This is a genomic window from Rothia sp. HMSC061E04, assembly GCF_001813685.1.
GTDB classification, from domain to species: Bacteria; Actinomycetota; Actinomycetes; order Actinomycetales; family Micrococcaceae; genus Rothia; species Rothia mucilaginosa.
On sequence record NZ_KV813706.1, the window covers coordinates 224,416 to 242,524 of the forward strand.

General features: G+C 62.6%; 15 protein-coding genes and 1 riboswitch. All 15 genes read right to left on the bottom strand.

From position 1 onward, the window contains the following. Positions 1-69: 69 nt before the first annotated feature. Positions 70-546 carry a 6,7-dimethyl-8-ribityllumazine synthase gene (gene ribH / locus HMPREF2927_RS07780; RefSeq protein WP_070686947.1) on the bottom strand — a complete coding sequence of 159 codons (477 nt, stop codon included), beginning with the start codon at positions 544-546 and terminating at the stop codon, positions 70-72. An 87-nt stretch (positions 547-633) separates the two neighbouring features. Further along, entirely contained in the window at positions 634-1,440 is an 807-nt protein-coding gene (locus tag HMPREF2927_RS07785) for a GTP cyclohydrolase II (protein WP_070686949.1), read from the bottom strand. Positions 1,441-1,448: 8 nt separating this feature from the next. Next, positions 1,449-2,741: a 3,4-dihydroxy-2-butanone-4-phosphate synthase gene (gene ribB, locus HMPREF2927_RS07790; protein WP_070686951.1), complete on the bottom strand. Its 1,293-nt coding sequence runs from the start codon at positions 2,739-2,741 to the stop codon at positions 1,449-1,451. 254 nt (positions 2,742-2,995) lie between these two features. Further along, a complete protein-coding gene (gene ribD / locus HMPREF2927_RS07795; RefSeq protein WP_070686953.1) occupies positions 2,996-4,306 on the bottom strand; it encodes a bifunctional diaminohydroxyphosphoribosylaminopyrimidine deaminase/5-amino-6-(5-phosphoribosylamino)uracil reductase RibD in 1,311 nt (436 codons plus the stop codon). Next, a complete protein-coding gene (gene pnuC, locus HMPREF2927_RS07800; protein WP_070686954.1) occupies positions 4,307-5,038 on the bottom strand; it encodes a nicotinamide riboside transporter PnuC in 732 nt (243 codons plus the stop codon). 372 nt (positions 5,039-5,410) lie between these two features. Continuing rightward, positions 5,411-5,608: riboswitch (FMN riboswitch) on the bottom strand. A 1,414-nt stretch (positions 5,609-7,022) separates the two neighbouring features. Then, positions 7,023-8,294 (bottom strand): beta-ketoacyl-ACP synthase II, encoded by a 1,272-nt coding sequence (fabF, locus tag HMPREF2927_RS07805; protein ID WP_070686955.1) that lies wholly within the window; start codon positions 8,292-8,294, stop codon positions 7,023-7,025. 269 nt (positions 8,295-8,563) lie between these two features. After that, the gene (locus tag HMPREF2927_RS07810) at positions 8,564-8,806 is read right to left on the bottom strand and encodes an acyl carrier protein (RefSeq protein WP_005507475.1); all 243 of its coding nucleotides are present in this window, start codon (positions 8,804-8,806) and stop codon (positions 8,564-8,566) included. A gap of 222 nt (positions 8,807-9,028) precedes the next feature. Continuing rightward, positions 9,029-10,054 (bottom strand): beta-ketoacyl-ACP synthase III, encoded by a 1,026-nt coding sequence (locus HMPREF2927_RS07815; protein ID WP_070686957.1) that lies wholly within the window; start codon positions 10,052-10,054, stop codon positions 9,029-9,031. A 117-nt stretch (positions 10,055-10,171) separates the two neighbouring features. Next, complete coding sequence (locus tag HMPREF2927_RS07820) at positions 10,172-11,071, bottom strand: ACP S-malonyltransferase (protein WP_070686958.1); 900 nt, start codon at positions 11,069-11,071, stop codon at positions 10,172-10,174. 250 nt (positions 11,072-11,321) lie between these two features. Further along, a complete protein-coding gene (locus HMPREF2927_RS07825; RefSeq protein WP_070686960.1) occupies positions 11,322-12,455 on the bottom strand; it encodes a tyrosine recombinase XerC in 1,134 nt (377 codons plus the stop codon). Positions 12,456-12,693: 238 nt separating this feature from the next. Further along, entirely contained in the window at positions 12,694-14,475 is a 1,782-nt protein-coding gene (gene dprA, locus HMPREF2927_RS07830) for a DNA-processing protein DprA (RefSeq protein WP_070686962.1), read from the bottom strand. 61 nt (positions 14,476-14,536) lie between these two features. After that, entirely contained in the window at positions 14,537-16,075 is a 1,539-nt protein-coding gene (locus tag HMPREF2927_RS07835; RefSeq protein WP_070686964.1) for a YifB family Mg chelatase-like AAA ATPase, read from the bottom strand. Then, positions 16,075-16,545, bottom strand: coding sequence for a YraN family protein (locus tag HMPREF2927_RS07840; RefSeq protein WP_083311235.1), 471 nt, complete (start codon positions 16,543-16,545; stop codon positions 16,075-16,077). Before HMPREF2927_RS07840 ends, HMPREF2927_RS07835 begins: the two co-directional genes overlap by 1 nt. 317 nt (positions 16,546-16,862) lie before the next feature. After that, entirely contained in the window at positions 16,863-17,189 is a 327-nt protein-coding gene (locus HMPREF2927_RS07845) for a DUF2469 domain-containing protein (protein WP_005506259.1), read from the bottom strand. 98 nt (positions 17,190-17,287) lie between these two features. Further along, positions 17,288-18,109 (bottom strand): ribonuclease HII, encoded by an 822-nt coding sequence (locus tag HMPREF2927_RS07850; protein ID WP_070686966.1) that lies wholly within the window; start codon positions 18,107-18,109, stop codon positions 17,288-17,290.

Below are 18,109 nucleotides of genomic sequence, written 5' to 3' on the forward strand. Positions count from 1 at the left end.
CGGCACAGTTCCACGGTGAAGATTCAATAGTTCTCTTCGTGAAACTGAGCCGCGTACCGTTCAGCCGTGTTAGTTGCTGAACTGCTTGAGGGTTGCTGCGGTCTGCAGTGCCGCTGCGGTCGCCTCGTAGCCCTTGTCTTCGTTGGAGCTTTCCAGGCCTGCACGGTCGAGTGCCTGCTGCTCGTTGTCGCAGGTGAGCACGCCGAAGCCGATGGGTCGGCCGGTCAGCACGGACACGTCGGTCAGGCCGTTGGTTGCGCCCTGGCAGACGTAGTCGAAGTGGGGGGTGCCGCCGCGGATGACCACGCCGAGCGCGACAATTGCGTCGAACTTCTCAGCGAGGCGGGTTGCTGCGACGGGCAGCTCGAAGGTGCCGGGAACGCGCACGAGGGTCGGCTCGATGCCTGCGTCGCGTGCTGCACGCTGCGCACCGTCGATGAGGCCGTCCATGACCTGGGTGTGCCAGCTTGCCGCTACGATTGCGAGCTTGAAGCCCTTGTAGTCTTCGGGGTTGAGGGTGGTGTCTGCTGCGCCTACGCCGCTCATTGTGTTCTCCTTGTGGGTTGTGGGTTTTTGAAAAGTTTAGTGTGCAGGGGTTCCGCGGGCTATCTGCGGGGTTTCTACTCTGTGCCGCTACGCGCTTTTGAGCACGTGGCGCATGCGCTCACGCTTGGTCTGCAAGTAGTGGGCGTTCTCGACTCGGGCGGGAATTTCGTCCGGGATGAGTTCGGTGACCTGCAGGCCGAGGCTTTCGAGCGCCTCCTGCTTGGCGGGGTTGTTGGTCACGAGCCTCAGCTCGTTCACGCCGAGTTCCTGCAAGATTAGCGCCGCCTGCGAGTAGTCGCGCATGTCGCCGTCCAGGCCGAGCGCCAGGTTCGCGTCGAGGGTGTCGAGCCCGGCATCCTGCAGCGCGTAGGCGCGGAGCTTGTTGACCAGGCCGATGCCGCGTCCTTCGTGGTTGCGCACGTAGATGAGGTACCCGCCGGTGCGGCCAATGATGCGCAGGCCGTTCTCCAGCTGGGGTCCGCAATCGCATCGGAAGGAACCGAAGATATCGCCGGTGGCGCATTCAGAGTGGATGCGCACCGCGGGCACTCCCCCGTCCTCGGCGGGTACGGGGGTACCGTCACGGTCGAGGGCGCGGGCACTGATGTGTTCGGCACCGTCCGCAAATCGCCAGGCGCGCAGACCGAACAGGCCCTGCGGGGTGGGTACGGCAACCTCTTCGGTGCTTTCGACCAGCAGCGGGCTGGGGTTGGGCACCATGTCGAGGGGGCTGAGTTGGTAGCCTTCAGCAAGCTCGGAGGCGATGCGCAGTGATTCGGCGCTGAGCTCTTCAGCCTGCGCCTCAACCGGCTCGGCCAGGGCGCCCGGCTCTGCGGGGGTGCTCAGCTCTGCGGGGGTGCCCGGCGTTGCCTGGGGGTTAGGGGTTTCGCTCATGCGTTCTCCTACGCCTTAGCTACGTACTTGATGAGGTCTTCGATAGAGATCATGGGCAGGTTGTGCTCGGTTGCGAAGGCGCGCAGTGCGTCGAAACGCATCATGGAGCCGTCGTCGTGCACGACCTCGGCGATAACGCCCACGCCGGAAAGGCCCGCCGCGAGGGAGAGTTCCACTGCGGCTTCGGTGTGGCCGGGGCGCTCCGCCACGCCGCCGTCAACGGCGCGCAGCGGGAAGATGTGGCCGGGGCGGGTGATGTCCGCCGGGGTCGAGGATGCATCCGCGAGGATCTGCACGGTGCGTGCGCGATCTGCCGCGGAAATGCCGGTGCTCACGCCGGATGCCGCATCGCAGGAGACGGTGTATGCGGTGCCCTTGGGGTCCTCGTTGTTGGTTACCATGGGCGGCAGGTTCATCTCGTCGGCACGCTTGTTGCTCAGGGGTGCGCAGACCACGCCGGAGGTGTAGCGGATCATGAAGCCCATCAGCTCGGGGGTTGCGCGCTCGGCGGCGAAGATGATGTCGCCTTCGTTTTCGCGGTCTTCGTCGTCGACGACGACCACGGCGCGACCTGCTGCGATAGCGTCCACTGCGGTCTGCACGCTGTCGAGGACGCTTGCGGCGTCGGCGCGACGCGGCGCAACCTGCTCACCGGAGTGTGCAGAGTCAGCCTGGGGCACGCCTGCGAACGCGGTCAGACGCTGCACGTACTTAGCGAGCGCATCGGTCTCAAGGTTCACGCTGTCGCCAACCTTGAGGGCGCCGAGGTTGGTTGCCTTCAGGGTTTCGGGGATCAGGCCGACCTCGAACCATGCGGGGGTTTCGCCGGGCTCAGAAACGGCGGTGACGGTCAGGGACACGCCAGAAACAGCGATGGAGCCCTTCTCAGCGAGCAGGGGTGCCAGTTCGGTGGGCAGGTTGAAACGCAGGGTGCTCCACGCCTCGTGCGCGGTGACGGATGCGAGGGTACCAACCGCATCCACGTGACCCTGCACGACGTGACCGTCGAGGCGGCCACCGGCGGGTAGGCAGCGCTCCAGGTTGACGGTGTCGCCGGGGTTCAGGTTGCCGAGGTTGGTGCGGCGCAGAGTCTCACCCATCGCGTAGGCGCGGAACTGGCCGGGCTGCAACTGGTCGAGGTCGATAGCGGTGAGGCATACACCGTTGACGGCAAGGGAGCCACCGTGTTCGAGGTCGGCGACGATGTCACCGGCGTTGAGGGTCAGGTAGGCTGCGTCGCTACCTTCGATGGGGGTGATGGATTCTACGGTGCCGAGGGCGCCAATGATTCCGGTAAACATGTGTGCTTTCCTTTTCTCGCCGTGTCCGCCGGGGCGTCGTCGTTGAGGGCGACGGGCGGCGATGGTTTGTTCGTCGGTATAACTATACGTATTTTTCGAATATTCCCCGTGACGGGGAGCTTTTGTGCCAGCATGCGAACCAGCCGGCATGAATTAGCCGGGCGCAGACAGGCGGGGGTTCCTTGAGGTGCTACTCCCCCGCCCGCGCTCAACCCAAGGGAGACTAGCCCAAGCGGAGGCTAGTCCAGCCGCGACTAGTCCAGCCTCGGTTCGGGCGCGTGGCAGGCATCCAGCTTCGGCAGGGTACGCCGCTGCCCGGGGGCCTGCGCCGTTCCGCGAGGTGCCGGCACCAGGTGCGTTGCGGTGTCATTGCCCAGCACGCGCACCGCCGGGAACATACCCAGGTCGTCCAATTGCAGGCGCGGCGCCTGCGCGAGGGTGTCCACGAGCAGACCGTACACGGCGCTCTTACCCTGCCCCATGATCATCGGGGCGCGGTACCAGACCATCTCGTCGATGAGGTCTTCACCGGCGAAGAGGCCGACCATGCCGGGGCCGCCCTCAATCATGAGGTGCCGCACCCCGCGAGCGTACAGCTCGTCGAGCAATTCACGCGGGTCGTGGGTGAAGACCTGCAGGAAATTCTGCGGATCCGCCTCCACGCCTTCGGGCGGGTTGAGGCCGCGCACGCGGTAGTTCTCGGTAATCTCGGTTTTGCCCATGACCACGCGCAGCGGCTGATTCTCGAAGCGTTCCCCGTTGGCGTCGCGCGCGTCCAGGGTCGGGTCGTCCATGAGGGTGGTGCGGGTGCCAATCATGACGGCGTCGGCGCGGTGACGAATCAGGTGCCCGTCAATGCGCGCGGCGGGACCGGTAATCCACTTGCTCGTGCTGTCACCTGCCGCAATGAACCCGTCCAGGGTGGAGGCGCTCTTTGCGGTAATGAAGGGTCGGCGTTCGGCGGCGGCAATGAACCAGCGCTCGTTCAGCAGGTAGGAGGCGTTCGCGAACTCCTCCATGGCGTGCACGGTGACGCCCTGCGAGCGCAGGTAGGCGGCGCCTCCGGCGGCGTTTTCGGTGTCGTCGCTGTAGGCGTAGTAGAGTTCGCTGATGCCCGCCTCGGCGACGGCGTGGGAGCAGGGGCCGGTGCGTCCGGTATGGTTGCAGGGCTCGAGGCTCACGTACATGCGGGCGTCGGTGAGGTCGGTTCCAGCGGCGCGGGCGGCGGCGAGTGCGTCGGCTTCGGCGTGCGGGGTGCCTGCGCCTCGGTGGTAGCCCACGTGCAGCAGGTGCCCGTGCGCGTCAGTGATGACGGCGCCGACGAGGGGGTTCGCGCCACGGATACCCTGGCGTGCCGCCTGCAGTGCCAGGGTCATGGCCTCTGCGTGGCTGAGCGTCTGCTCGGGGTCGGGCAGCTGGAGGGTGCGTGCGGCGGGCAGCCCGGCGAGGTGACCGTACTCTGCGGCTGAGTAGTCCGCATCGTTGCGCGGCGAAGATACGCTCGGGGTGACGGTTACGGGCAGGTGCGCGCTCGCCAGCACCTTCAACGAGGGGTTCTGCGGCATTTATGCACGGCCCTTCTGCACGTCGGTTACCTCAACGGTCACGTCGGGGAACTGGGTCTGTACCTGGGTCTTCTGCGCCTCCAGGTTGCGGGTGCGCCACCAGACGAAGAATCCGACCAGGGTGAAGCATCCGTAGAACACGTACATGAAGGAGGTTGCGTAGTAGCCTGCGCTCCACAGCAGCGGCACGCCGACCAGGTCGACGGCAACCCAGATGAGCCAGAATTCAACCCAGCCGCGCGCCATGCCGTAGGTGGCGAGCAGCGAGCCGGTGAAGATCCAGGTGTCGGACCAGACGGGTTCGTAGGAGCCGAGGGCACGGAAGATGGGGGTGAGCAGCAGTGTGCCTGCAACCATGGCGACAACCAGGCCTGCGCGTTCGGTGTTGGTAGCCCACTTGGGGATCACTGCGGCACCTTCGGAGGCGTCACCACCGGCGGCGCGGGTGGCGTGCCAACGATGCCAGCCCCAGATGGACACGGCAATAAACATGATTTGGCGGCCTGCCTGGCCGAGCATGGTGACGGGGTGCGGGCTGCCGACGAGGGCGCCCAGGAAGACGGTGAGGAGCAGCAGGTTGCCGAGAATGCCGACGGGCCACGCCCATACTTTGCGTCGCATGCCGCCGAGCGCCGATGCCAGGCCGAATGCGTTTCCGAGAACTTCGCGCACGAGGAGGGACTGATTCCCCACGTGAATTTGTGCGTCGAAGAGCCACCGCAAGATGTCCATTGTTTCTTTCCTCTCTGAGTTGGACCGTGTGTCGGATGCGCTGGGTGCGCATCTGCGGCGGCTCCGGGGAGAGGAACAGAAAAGGGCGGCTACGCGGGCATCTTATGGAGTGCCCGGTATCCGTGGTGAGGCGGGAGCAGCGAATCAGCCAATCGTAGCTGAAACCAGCGGCTGCGGTCGAGGGGAATAACGTACCGGCACCTACGAAAGGTGCATTTCCCCTGTCTCGCAAAAAGCCGTCTTGCAGAAAACCGCCGTGCTCTCAAGTAACAGTTTTTCTAGCAACAGTTTTCTCAAGCAACCGCGTCGGTGCACCCAGCACACTATCCCGGTTTTCGGGAGGTGCGGCGGAGTGCGCTCCTGCCTTTTTCTGCTCGTGCTACCTTCCATCCAGACTGTACTGTCGGCACCGGATTTTCACCGGTTCGGCCTCTCTTGCGGACGGGCTTCTCTAGCGGAGTCTTGCATCCTGTGCGGATGCGAAGATTCGTACGATTTTTGCCTGCCTGCGAGAGCGGTTCGCGGGCTGTGACCGCCGGTTCGGAATTTCACCGACCCCGGAGCACGATGTTGATACTGATTATGCCACAGCGCACGCCGGGGGTTTAATTTGTTTTCTCTGGGATAACTTCCGTGACAAGATGACGTTTTATGACTGTACTCTCAGTGCGTTTTCAAGCCCCTCTCAACAAGCCCTTGCGGCAGCCACTCGCGGAACCGTTTTGAAACCCGATTCCTCAACTTTCGGGAATGATTTATCACGGTTTCATAACGGTGGAGAGTGCCAAACAGACCAAAGAGTTATGAGGGCCTCCAGGGGGCTACTCAGAGCACATTGAACACCCGTCAATACCTTTATGACAAGGAATTATAACAATAAGGTTAAATTATTGGTTTAAGGTTTACTCCAGGGGTTATTTAAGGTTATTCTTATCTACAGGAGCTCCCATCACCGATAAACCGGTTCGTTGAGAGCGACATGATTCGAACCATCCGAGCACTCACATCAAACCCTTAAGCTTCTGCCATTTGAAGCTGGAAAACTGGCCCGTGGACTGCATTCTTTGGATAGTTTTCATGCAACATCTGCGCGTACTGGATTGCGCAGTATTGCGGCACACGATGTTGATGTGCTTCACCATCGGGAGGCAACCACACCGAATTGTTTTCTCAACGGAACCGGCGTGGGAGCTCTTCCGAATAAACTTCCGGAAGATCGCATGGCGTGCGCCTTTGTATGCCTGTACGAGGGGGCGTTGTGCGTGTCAAACGGTCATAAGCTCCCGTTCTTCTGTCGTCGCCTACCGTGGTGCGCGATGGAGGTTACGGGAACCTTGCGGGATGGTTGATTCCGCGCGCTCTGCATTGTCTTGTGGAGTGTGGTGTGTTTGGGTGGCGTATTCGCAGTGCCGGAGCGGATACGCCACCCGTTTTTAACCTGTAAAACCTTGCCCACCCCAAACTCGGGCAAGCTGCGCACGAAACTCAGCCCCAGACCATCCTCATATACCCCAGACTGAGGCGAGCTAGCCCGAGAAGCTAACCACCTACCAGCCCCTTCTATCACCAATCCGAGGGGTAGGCGACCTCGAGGGCGTACCGGACACGCGAAGCAGGGGCTCCGTCCTCGAAGCGCCCCCCAGGCGCTGAAGAGGGGGCACTCCCCCGCGAGCAGCGTCCGGTACAACCTCTCCAAACAACTAACCCACGGAAGCCTCACTCCCCCCGCAAGCGTGAACCGATACAACCTCTCCAAACAACTAACCCACGGGTAAAACTTCATACGCAAACAGGGTCGCCTACGATAGATGTCTATCGCAGGCGACCCTGTTTATTTCTAACCTACAGAGGGCGCGGTCGGGAATGCGACGGGGCTCCCTCCTCAAGGCGGCTGGGCTATTTGAGGATTAGAGGCGCTGAAGAGGAGGCACTCCCCCGCTAGCATTGTCCGACGTACCCTTACCTATAAGGCTGTCGAAGAGTTTTAGTCCTCTACTGAGCGGAATGCTACAACCGCGTTGTGACCACCGAAACCGAAGGAGTTCGACAGTGCCACAATCTCACCGGCGGGCAGCTCGCGTGCCTCGGTCACCACATCCAGGTCAATCTGGGGGTCCTTGTTGTCCAGGTTGATGGTGCAGGGTGCGGTGCGGTGGTGCAGTGCCAGTACGGTGAGTACGGCTTCGAGTGCGCCCGCGCCGCCGAGCAGGTGGCCGGTCATGGACTTGGTTGCGGAGACGGCAATGTTCTTGGTGTGTTCGCCGAAGGTTTCGTGCATTGCGGTTGCTTCGGGCAGGTCACCGGCGGGGGTGCTGGTGGCGTGCGCGTTGATGTGCACGACGGTCTTCGGGTTGATGTTGCCGTCTTCGAGGGCTTCGCGCAGTGCGCGGGTTGCGCCGAGTGCTGCGGGGTCGGGTGCGGTGATGTGGTAGGAGTCGGCAGATACGCCGGTGCCTGCCAGTTCCGCGTAGACGCGGGCGCCGCGTGCCTTGGCGTGCTCTTCGGATTCGAGGATGAGCGCTGCTGCGCCTTCACCCATGACGAAGCCGTCGCGGTCGACGTCGTAGGGGCGGGATGCCTTTTCGGGATCGTCGTTGCGGGAGGAGAGTGCCTGCATCTTGGCGAATGCTGCCATGGGAAGCGGGTGGATTGCTGCTTCGGCGCCGCCGACGATGACGACGTCTGCCTTGCCGCTGCGGATCATTTCAGCACCGAGCTGCATGGCTTCGGTGGAGGATGCGCATGCGGAGACGACGGTCTGTGCTGCGGCGCGTGCCTTGAGGTTCATGGAGACGGCTGCTGCGTTGCCGTTGGGCATGAGCATGGGAACGGTCATAGGGAGGACGCGGCGGGGGCCCTTTTCGCGGAGGGTGTCCCATGCGTCGAGAAGGGTCCACACGCCGCCGATACCGGTGCCGAAGGCTACGCCGGTGCGTTCGGGGTCGACTTCTTCTGCGGATTCGGCGTCGGGGCCGGAGAATCCTGCGTCTTCCCATGCTTCGCGTGCGGCGATGAGGGCGAGCTGGCCCGAGGGATCCAGGCGCTTTGCTTCTACCTTGGTGAGGCGGCCGGATTCGAGGGCAGGCACGGCGAGCTGGCCTGCAATGTATACGGGCAGGTCGTATTCCTTGACCCAGGGGTAGTCGAGGGTGGATACACCAGATACGCCCTTGGTTGCGTTTTCCCAGGTGGTGGGGACGTCGCCGCCAATGGGGGTGGTCGCGCCGAGGCCGGTCACCAGCACTTTTCGAGACATTGTGGCACTTTCTCTTCGGTGGTCGATTTGGTGGTTTATCCGGTGGTGTGTGGATAAAAACCTGTAGGGCCCGGGGGTAAGCGGTGCACGTTTTCAGGCGGTAGAGGCGCTGTCGTTGCGCGCTGCGTATTCCGCACTGCGTGTTCCGTGCGGGGTCCGCACTGTGGATTCCACTGTGTGTTCCCGGGGTGTGTTGGATTGAAAGCTGAGTGAATAGCGATGCGGCGCGGGCCGGTGAGAGCCCGCGCCGTCTCGTTATTGGTTATAGCTTAGGCAGCGTTCGCGATGAACTCGACTGCGTCGCCAACGGTCTTGAGGTTCTTGACCTCTTCGTCCGGGATGGTCACCTCGAACTTCTCCTCAGCGTTCACGACGATGGTCATCATCGAGATGGAGTCGATGTCCAGGTCCTCGGTGAAGGACTTGTCCAGCTGAACGTCCTCAACCTCAACGCCGGTCTCTTCGTTAACGATCTCTGCCAGACCTGCGAGGATCTCTTCCTTGTTAGCCATTCAGGGGCTCCTTTGTTTTTTCGATGGTCATCGCACCCGCCGGGTGGGGGTACGCGTGCATTACCGAGTTTATCGTGTCTGCGTGGTGTACGCATGCGTCAACTCGGAGTTTGTAGAGATGCTTTCCCGCTTTATTTTCTTTCTCGCGCACCGGCGCTGTGCCGGTCGTGAGGGGCGGGCGAGCATCGGGCTCTGGTGGTTTTCCTTAGAGAGTGGTTTTCCTTAGGGAAGGACGACTACCTGAGCTGCGAATGCCAGGCCGGCACCGAAACCAATCTGCAGGGCGAACTTGCCGGAGAGTTCCGGGTTCTCCTTGAGCAGGCGGTGCGCGGCGAGGGGGACCGATGCGGCGGAGGTGTTACCGGCATCGACGATGTCGCGTGCCACTGCCACCGTGTCGGGAAGTTTGAGGGTCTTGACCATCTGGTCAATGATGCGGGCGTTTGCCTGGTGCGGGATGAGCGCGCCGAGCTCGTCGGGGGTGATACCGGCGGTTTCGAGTGCCTGCTTGGCGACCTTCGCCATTTCCCATACTGCCCAGCGGAAGACGGAGGGGCCGTCCTGACGCAGGGTGGGCCAGATCTTTTCGCTTTCTTCGACGGGGTTTGCGACGAAGTCGCGGTTGCGGATGTCCAGCAGGGAGTGGGTCATGCCGACGGTGCCCCAGCGGGAGCCGTCCGAACCCCATACGGTCGGGGCGATGCCAGGTTCGTCGGAGACGCCTACGACTGCTGCGCCTGCGCCGTCGCCGAGCAGGAAGGAGATGGTGCGTTCGGTGTTGTCGATGAAGTCGGAGAGCTTCTCAACGCCGATGACCAGCACGTGCTTTGCGGTACCCGCGCGGACGAGGGCATCTGCCTGGGCGATGCCGTAGCAGAAACCTGCGCACGCTGCGGAGATGTCGTATGCGGGGCACTTGGAGCCGATTGCGTCGGCGACCAGGGTTGCCAGGGAGGGGGTTGCATAGGGGTGCGAGATGGTCGAGATGATGACCGCCTCAATGTCCTCACCGGTTACGCCGGATGCTTCGAGAGCATCCTTGGCGGCACCGATGGCAAGGTCTGCTACCGACTGGTTTTCGCTGGCGCGGTGGCGGGTTGCGATGCCGGTGCGCTGCTTGATCCACTCGTCGGAGGAGTCGATTGCCTCAACGATGTCGTCGTTGGGGACGATGACCTCGCCGCGGGCTGCGCCATAACCGAGGATGCGGGAGTAGCGGTTGATTTCGTACTGCTTGAGGGTAGTCACGTATTCAATCCTTAGTGCTGATGCTCGCAAGGCACTGTGTGCCTCGCAGGTCTAAAGTGCATGTCTAGTGTGAAGGGTTCCCAGTGCGGGGTGGGCGGGGGTGCTCTCCCCCGGCATTTAGCCCTTCAGCGAGGCGAGGTCCTCGGGAGTGTTGATGGAGGTGCCGGGCACGCCGCGCATCGCGCGCTTTGCCAGGCCGACCAGGGTGCCTGCGGGGGCGACCTCGATAATGCCGGCGACCTCACGCTCAAGCAGGGTTGCCATGCACAGGTCCCAGCGGACGGGGCTGGTGACCTGGGAGACGAGGGTCTTGACGAACTCTTCACCGGATGCCACAGCGGAACCGTCGCGGTTGGTCAGCAGTGCGGAGGTCGGGTCGGAGACCTGCAGGGATGCGGCGAACTCCTCCAGTGCGGGCACGGCGGGTGCCATTGCCTCGGTGTGGAATGCGCCAGCGACCTTCAGGGGGATAACGCGAGCGCGTGCGGGCGGGTTCGCGGCGAATGCTTCGATGGCGGGGATGGGGCCTGCGGCTACGATCTGGCCGCCGCCGTTGGAGTTTGCTGCGACGAGGCCTGCTGCGTCGATGGCTTCGCGGACGTTTTCTTCAACGCCGCCGATTACTGCAGCCATGCCGGTCGGGGAGGCAGCTGCCGCCTCCGCCATGCCGTTGGCGCGCACGCGCACGAAACGCATTGCGTCTTTGTCGCTGAGCACACCGGCGAGGGCTGCTGCGGTGATTTCACCGACGGAGTGACCCGCGAAGATGAGTTCTTCACCGTCGAGTTCGCGCAGGGCGAGGCGGCCGGTGACGATGCCTGCAGCCACGATGAGTGGCTGGGCGATTGCAGTGTCCTTGATGGTTTCTTCTTCGGCTTCGGTGCCGTAGTGAATCAGGTCGATGCCTGCCGCTTCGGAGAGTCGTTCCAGGTGCTCACGCACACCTTCAATCTCGAGCCAGGGGCTCAGGAAGCCCTTCTTCTGGGAGCCCTGTCCGGGGCAAACGAGTGCGCGCATGCGGTGCGACCTTTCTGGTTTTTAGTACTCGTACGCGGTGCCATTATAGAGACGGAGACCACGGTTAGTCTGTTACCTATGCTACCTTGTTCAGCCGCCCTGTATAAACATCACTGTGCAGAAACTTTGGGCTGCGCGGGATATTTAGGCAGACATTGAACAGTGTATAGCTTAGATTGAACTTGCCTATTCGTACAACCCGAACGGGCAAGGTTCAAATAGAGAGACAGCTAACTTTCGGGTTGCCACCCTATGCTCGCGGATGCGCCCGCGCGTACGTCTCCGCCAGACGCTTCATCGACACGTGCGTGTAAATCTGCGTGGTCGCCAACGACGAATGCCCCAAAAGCTCCTGCACCGAACGAATATCGGCGCCACCATCCACCAGGTGAGTCGCCGCCGAATGACGCAAAACGTGCGCACCCGACGCCTGAGTATTCTCCACCGTGCGCAGCAGGCGGGTCAGGTCCTCACGAATCTGACGGGCATTCGCACGCCCGCCCCGAGGGCCAATAAACAGCGCAGTCACGCCCTGGGACCCTTCCGGAATCCACTGCGGACGACCATAGGACACCCAACGATTCAACGCCTTAAGCGCCGGGGTACCCAGCGGCACCACGCGTTCCTTATTGCCCTTACCCAGCACGCGCACCGTCTTATTCGCCCGGTCCACGCTCTGCAAATCCAGGCCGGTCAGCTCAGAAATACGCATGCCCGAGGCGTACAGCACCTCAACCACAGCTTCGAGGCGCAGCAGGCGCGCATCCCGAGGATCCTGCGCCCGACGCTCCTGCAGGGTAGTCAGCAGCTGGTTCATCTGCTCACGGCTGAGCACCGGCGGCAGGTGATTCTCCCGCTTGGGGGTGCGCATACCGCGCGTGGGATTGGCGTGCACCAGTTCCTCATCCTGAGCCCAGGTGAAGAACGTACGCAGGGTCGAGCCGCGGCGAGCCACCGTAGAACGAGCCGCCTGCCGCAGATGTAGCGAACCCAACCACTCACGAATCAGGGACGCATCAATACTCTCCAGATGCCGCACACCGCGGCGCGCCATATATCCGAAAAAGCCCTCCAAATCCGAAATATAGGAACGAATCGTCTCTTCAGAACGGTGCTTCTCATAACGCAGAAAACGCTCAAAACGGTCCAGGACGGGGCGGAATACTTCGCCAGAAACGCCCAGCGCTGATTCAGGTAAGGCGGAGCCAGGCAGGGCTGAATCCAGGCGTTCGCCGTGCCTCTGTGGGTTATCTGCGGCGAGGCTGCGGGTATAGGTCACCGGCAGGGTCGCAGAGGGAGCATCATCCCGGTTCTCATCCCGGTATTCTTCCGGGTTCTCGTTCCGGTTTTCAGCCCAGTTTTCGTGCTGGCGGGCGGGAGTCATGCGTCCCTCCTTTCGTGGTTCCGGCTCCTGGGTCTAGCGGCATTGATGTTTCTCGACGTTGTATTTCTATTCCCCACGCATCTGTCGATAGGGCGGCGGGGTAGGCTCCGCACCAGTACGCGCAGGCCTACCCCAATTGTAGAGAGGTCCAGTCTCCTCTACATGCCGCCCTGTCATGACCGGCTCTCACAACCCGCTACTGCCTCAGGTGTTCAGTAGGGGTGTTCAGGGGGCTCTTCTACGCTGCAACAGCCGGGCGGACCTTTCTCCAGCTTGTTCCGCTACTCTCCGCTAGGCCGCAGCGCTCCAGGTGGAACAGATCAGCCATCACGTCGCGAGCACTCAACCCAAGGGCTGCGGCAATCTCGTCCACGCCACGGTAGGAGCGCGGGCTCAAGTCATCCCAGACCCTGCCCTGCCGTTCGGTCAGCTCATCCAGCGTGCTAGAGGAGGCAGCCTGATCCCACTCGCTCTCGTGCTCGGTGCCCAGCTCGAAACCCGCGGCGGCATCGTATTCGAGAATGTCGGCGGCCTCGGTAAGTGTTTGCGCTAGTCCATCACGTAGCAGACGGTTCGTGCCCACCGAATTCGGCGAGTTAATCTGGCCCGGAACCGCCCAGAGAGTACGCCCAATCTCCATTGCGTGACGAGCCGTATTCAGCGCACCGGAACGCCAACGTGCCTCCACCACAATGGTATGCCGCGCTAACGCCGCAATCAGCCGGTTACGCTCCAGAAAACGCCACCGCGTGGGGGTATTACCCACGCTCACCTCGCTCATGATGAGCCCTCGGTCAATAATCATGTTCAGCGCATCCGAGTTCTGCGCCGGGTACAGCCGGTCCAACCCACCCGCCATGAAAGCGATGGTCGGCAGGTCGCTACCCTGCTGGGTCAGCGCCGCCCGATGCGCCGCAATATCAATGCCCATCGCACCGCCAGAAATCACCGTGTACCCGTGGCGCGCCAGCTCAGCGGCGAGGTGGGTCGTCGCCTCCGTACCGTAGATGCTCGGGTCACGCGAACCGACCAGCGCCACGCTCGGGGTAGAGGCCAAATCCAGCAGGTGCCGCGAATCGCCTCGGCACCACAGCCCGTATGGTCGAGCAGCCCCCAAATCGTTCAGCTGCGGCGGCCACAGCGGATCAGCAGGAGTGACCAGCCACGCCCCGCAGGTTGCCGCCATATGCGCCTCCGCGTTCAGGGTGCGTTCCATGCGGCGGTTCCAGCGCAGGCGGCGGGTCGCGAGCAACTTGCCGAACTTATCGCGGCTCATCTGATGCTCACCCGGCGTGTAGTAGCCATTCGCGCTGGAGAACAGGGCGGACTCTCCTGCCGCAGGCGCACCCACCGAGTGCAGAAATTCGCTGAGCTGTTCGTCCGGTTCGCCGTTCTCCCAGGTGTACTCATCCGGGATATGCCCGGTCAACAGGTAGTGCAGGGTCAGCGGCGCACCCAGGCTGGCGAGGGATTCGACTACGAGCTCATCGGCGGGCTCCGCGTAGCGCATCAGTTGAGCGGTGCAGCAGCGGATGTACTCACGACACGCCGCCTCAAGCTCCGGCGCGCTGAGGGCGGGATTGAACAGGGGCTCAGGAGTGAACAGATGTACAGGATCAGAGCCGCTGGAGGCTGTGCCCACCGCCGGTTCGGGGCGCTCGCTCTGTAGCCCCTCACCCTGTAGCTCCTCTCCCGGCTGTTCCTCCCGGCTCAGTTTCTGCTGATTCATCTCTTCCAGATACACCGGGTTCAGGCAGGAGGCGAGGAATCCCGGCAACCGCGCCCCGTTGTATGGGCTCGGCGAAGGCTCCTGCCCCAGCGACAGGATATGAGCCGCCCTCTCACGCACCAGGGCGTGCACATCCAGAGTGCGACCGGGCAGGCGGATTTGCAGTACCTCCTGTACAAAATCCTCAGCCGCGCTCTCTTCTGGCGCTTGCTCTTCCAGTGCTGTTTCTCTCAGCCCATAATCTTTCAATTCGGTATCTTCAACTCGTTTTCTCAGTTTCTTCTCACTCATGACGTTCTTCTCCTCTCGTGGGTGATTCCTTCTATAAACCAGCACGCTATGTCAACTGTCTCTATTTCAGCTGCCCCTGCTGCCGCAGGAAAAGCGCCACATCCAGATGCTCCCGGCTCGGGTAGGCGGCACCTTCCAAATCAGCGAGGGTCCAGGCGATACGCAACACCCGGTCATAGCCGCGAGCCGTCAGCGTTCCTCGATCCACGGCGGCGTTCAGCTCGCCGGTGAGCTTCGCATCCAGACGCAGCGGACCTCGCAAAATTTTGCCGTTCATCTCCGCATTCGTTTTCAACCCGTACGGTTCCAGGCGCTCCCGCTGAGCCTGCCTCGCCGCCATAACGCGCTCGCGAATCTGCGCCGAGCTCTCATTCACCTGACCGCCCGCAAGCTCCGTGGACGACACCTTCGGAACCGTCACATTCACGTCAATACGGTCCACCAGCGGGCCGGACAGCCGCCCAAAATAGGCGCGACGCTCACGCGGAGCACACGTGCACTCCGTACCGGTACCCACGTTCATGCCACAGGGGCACGGGTTCGCCGCCAGAATCAGCTGAAAACGCGCCGGATACGTCGCCGATGCACTCGAACGGTCCAGAGTCACGGTCCCCGACTCCAGGGGTTGACGGAGCGAATCGAGCACCGTGCGTTTAAACTCCGGCGCCTCATCGAGAAAGAGCACGCCGCGGTGCGCTTTAGACACGCAGCCTGGGCGGGGAATGCCGCTGCCGCCACCCAAAATCGCTGGCGCGGAGGCGCTATGATGCGGCGCCTCAAACGGCGGCTGACGCACCAGCTCGCTCAGGTGCTCCCCCGCCGAGCAGAGGGAACGAATCGCGGTCACCTCCATCGCGGCATCGTTGTCGAGGGTCGGCAGGATGCTCGGCAGGCGCTCCGCCAGCATGGTTTTACCCGAACCAGGCGGTCCGGTCAGCAGCATATGGTGACCACCCGCAGCGGCAATTTCCAGGGCGAAACGGCCCTGTGACTGACCGGCGACATCGCTCATATCCGAGGGAATTTCAGCCGGTTTCACTACCGGTACGCTCGCCTCAGTCTGCGGGGCGGGCGGGTAGGTCAGCTTCTGACTCTCCGCGCCGAGAGCGGCAAAAACCTCTGCCAAGCAGCGGAAACCGCTCACCTGCGCGCCGGGGATGAGCGCCGCCTCCTCAGCATTTTCGGCGGGCACAATCACGCGGTGGTGTCCGGCATCCACGGCAGCTTTGACTGCCGGCAGGATGCCCGGCACGGGGCGTAGCGTTCCGTCCAGTCCCAGCTCACCCAAAAAAACGCTATCGCCGCTGGGGTGCAGTTTCTTCTCCGCCTGTAGCGCCGCAACCACAATGGCTAGATCAAACGCAGAGCCGCGCTTGGGTAGGGTCGCCGGGGTCAGGTTCACGGTGAGTCGGTGCTGAGTGAGGGTGATGCCGGTATTCTTCGCGGCGGAGCGTACACGCTCTTTCGACTCGTTAAGGGCGGTATCGGGCAGGCCCAGTAGCACGAAGCCGGGCAGGCCCTGTGAAATATCAGCCTCGACGTCAACAATGTGCCCGCGCAAGCCAACCAGCGCCACGGAATAGGTGCGTGCGAATCCCATTACGCCACCGCCTTCAGATGCTCGAAGGTGAAGGTTTCGCAGGTTCCGGTCACCGCAATTGCGTCAATGCGAAAGCGCGGAAAATCCAGGTTCTCGCGCAGCCTGCACCAGAGAATCGCCAGCGAGCGCGTGCGGCGCGCCTTATCGCGGTCAATGGACGCGAACGGGTGCCCGAAGTCTTCGCTGCTGCGGGTCTTGACCTCAACGAAAACCAGTTCGTCCTCGGGGTCAATGGCGATCAGGTCGAGCTCGCCGCGGATCTGTTCGTGTTCCAGTCCGGCGGGCGGCCGCCAATTCCTCTCCAGAATCCGGTAGCCGTTCGTCTCCAGGATGCGGGCGGTCAGCTCCTCGCCCCACCTGCCGACGCTGTGGGCGCGGGGCTGGGTTCGCTGGAGCTGGGTTCGCGGAGTCAGGGGTCTGTTGGGTGTGCCTCGGGTTGCGGCGCGGGCTGTTATTCGGGCTGTTGTCATGGGTCTCTCCCCCGGTAGATAGCGGTAATGCTTCTACTGTGCCCGCCGCGCGCGTGCCCGAAGGCGGTTAACGAAAAACTGTGGATAACCTCAGCTTCCAGAAGGAATTAGAGGTTATCCACAGTCGGTTATTTGAAATTTTGGGGCATATTTTTCAAAAACGCCGCTCGGGTGCCGATTCGACGCGTCATATTTACGCAGGTTCGCCGCCTGGTTCTGCGCGCACTTTCATCACTCAGTCCCGCCGCATTCCAGACACCCGGCACCGGCGCGCCTACCCGCGCTTACCTCCGGCAAGGCGTTGAATCGGGCTTGAGCTAGGCGTTAAAGTCCGGCATTTCCGGCACGGTGAACTCCTGGTTGGGCAGGCGCTCCTCCACGTTCACGTCACGCACCGAATAAGCGTGCACCTTCTTCACAAAGCGGTTGGAGCGGAATACATCCCACACCCACACGTCGCTCATGCTCACCTCAAAGTAGAGGGTGCCGTCCTGCACGTGCGGGGTGACGTCCACCTGGTTTGCCAGGTAGAAGCGTCGGTCGGTTTCTACCGCGTAGCTAAAGAGCGACATGACGTCTTTGTATTCGCGGTAGAGCGCCATTTGGGCGTCGGTCTCGTAGTTTTCGAGGTCTTCTGCACTCACTACTCTTCCTTTCCTGGGCTTTTGTAGTACTAATTCAGCGGTGGCACGTTAGGCTTTCGCAGGCTTCCAAGGCGCGGTTTTCAGGAACACCACGCACTCTAGCCGCGCTGTGCCGCAGCCGCCTCAATCTGCTCGGCGGTCGCCGGAAGCGACCATGAGAGTCGATGCTGCGGGCTGGGGCCCTGCACGCTAATCGCCTCGCGGTGAGCGGCAGATCCGTAGCCCTTGTTCTTTGCCCAGCCGTACCCCGGGTAGCGGGTATCCAGCTGAACCATCAGCTCGTCACGTTCCACCTTTGCGACCACCGATGCTGCGGCGATGGAGGCGCACTTGTAGTCGCCCTTAATGACCATGGTCACCGGCATCTGCGCGGGCTCACCTGCGCCTTCCCACGCCTGGGCGAGCAGTTCGTTGTAGTGTGCCTGCGCTGGGTCCGGTGCCAGCGCACTGAACAGGTCCTCCTGCGGAGGGGTGAACCAGTCGTGCTTGCCGTCCAGCAGAGCGGCGTCGGCACGGTATCCGCTGCGCGCCAGCTCGGCGAGCGCACGCTGGGCGGCAAGCCTCAGCGAGAGGGTCATACCGAGCCGGTCAATATCTGCCGGTTCCACGTGCCCGACCGCCACGGCGCACCACTGGCGGATTTCGGGAACCATGGATTCGCGGCGTGCCGGTGAGAGCGCCTTGGAATCGATCAGCCCACCCACCTCGAGGGTGGCGTCCGGGGTGAGGATTGCGACGCCCACGGTGACCGGGCCCGCCATGGAGCCGCGGCCTACCTCGTCGATTCCGGCGACCGTGCGGGCACCGGAGGCGAAGAGCTGCTGCTCGTACTCGAGGTCGGCTGCTGGCGGGGTTGTCTTCGCGGGCTTAGCTTGAGCGGGTTTCGTTGCGCTCTTCTGGGCGCTCACCGTCATTGCCAC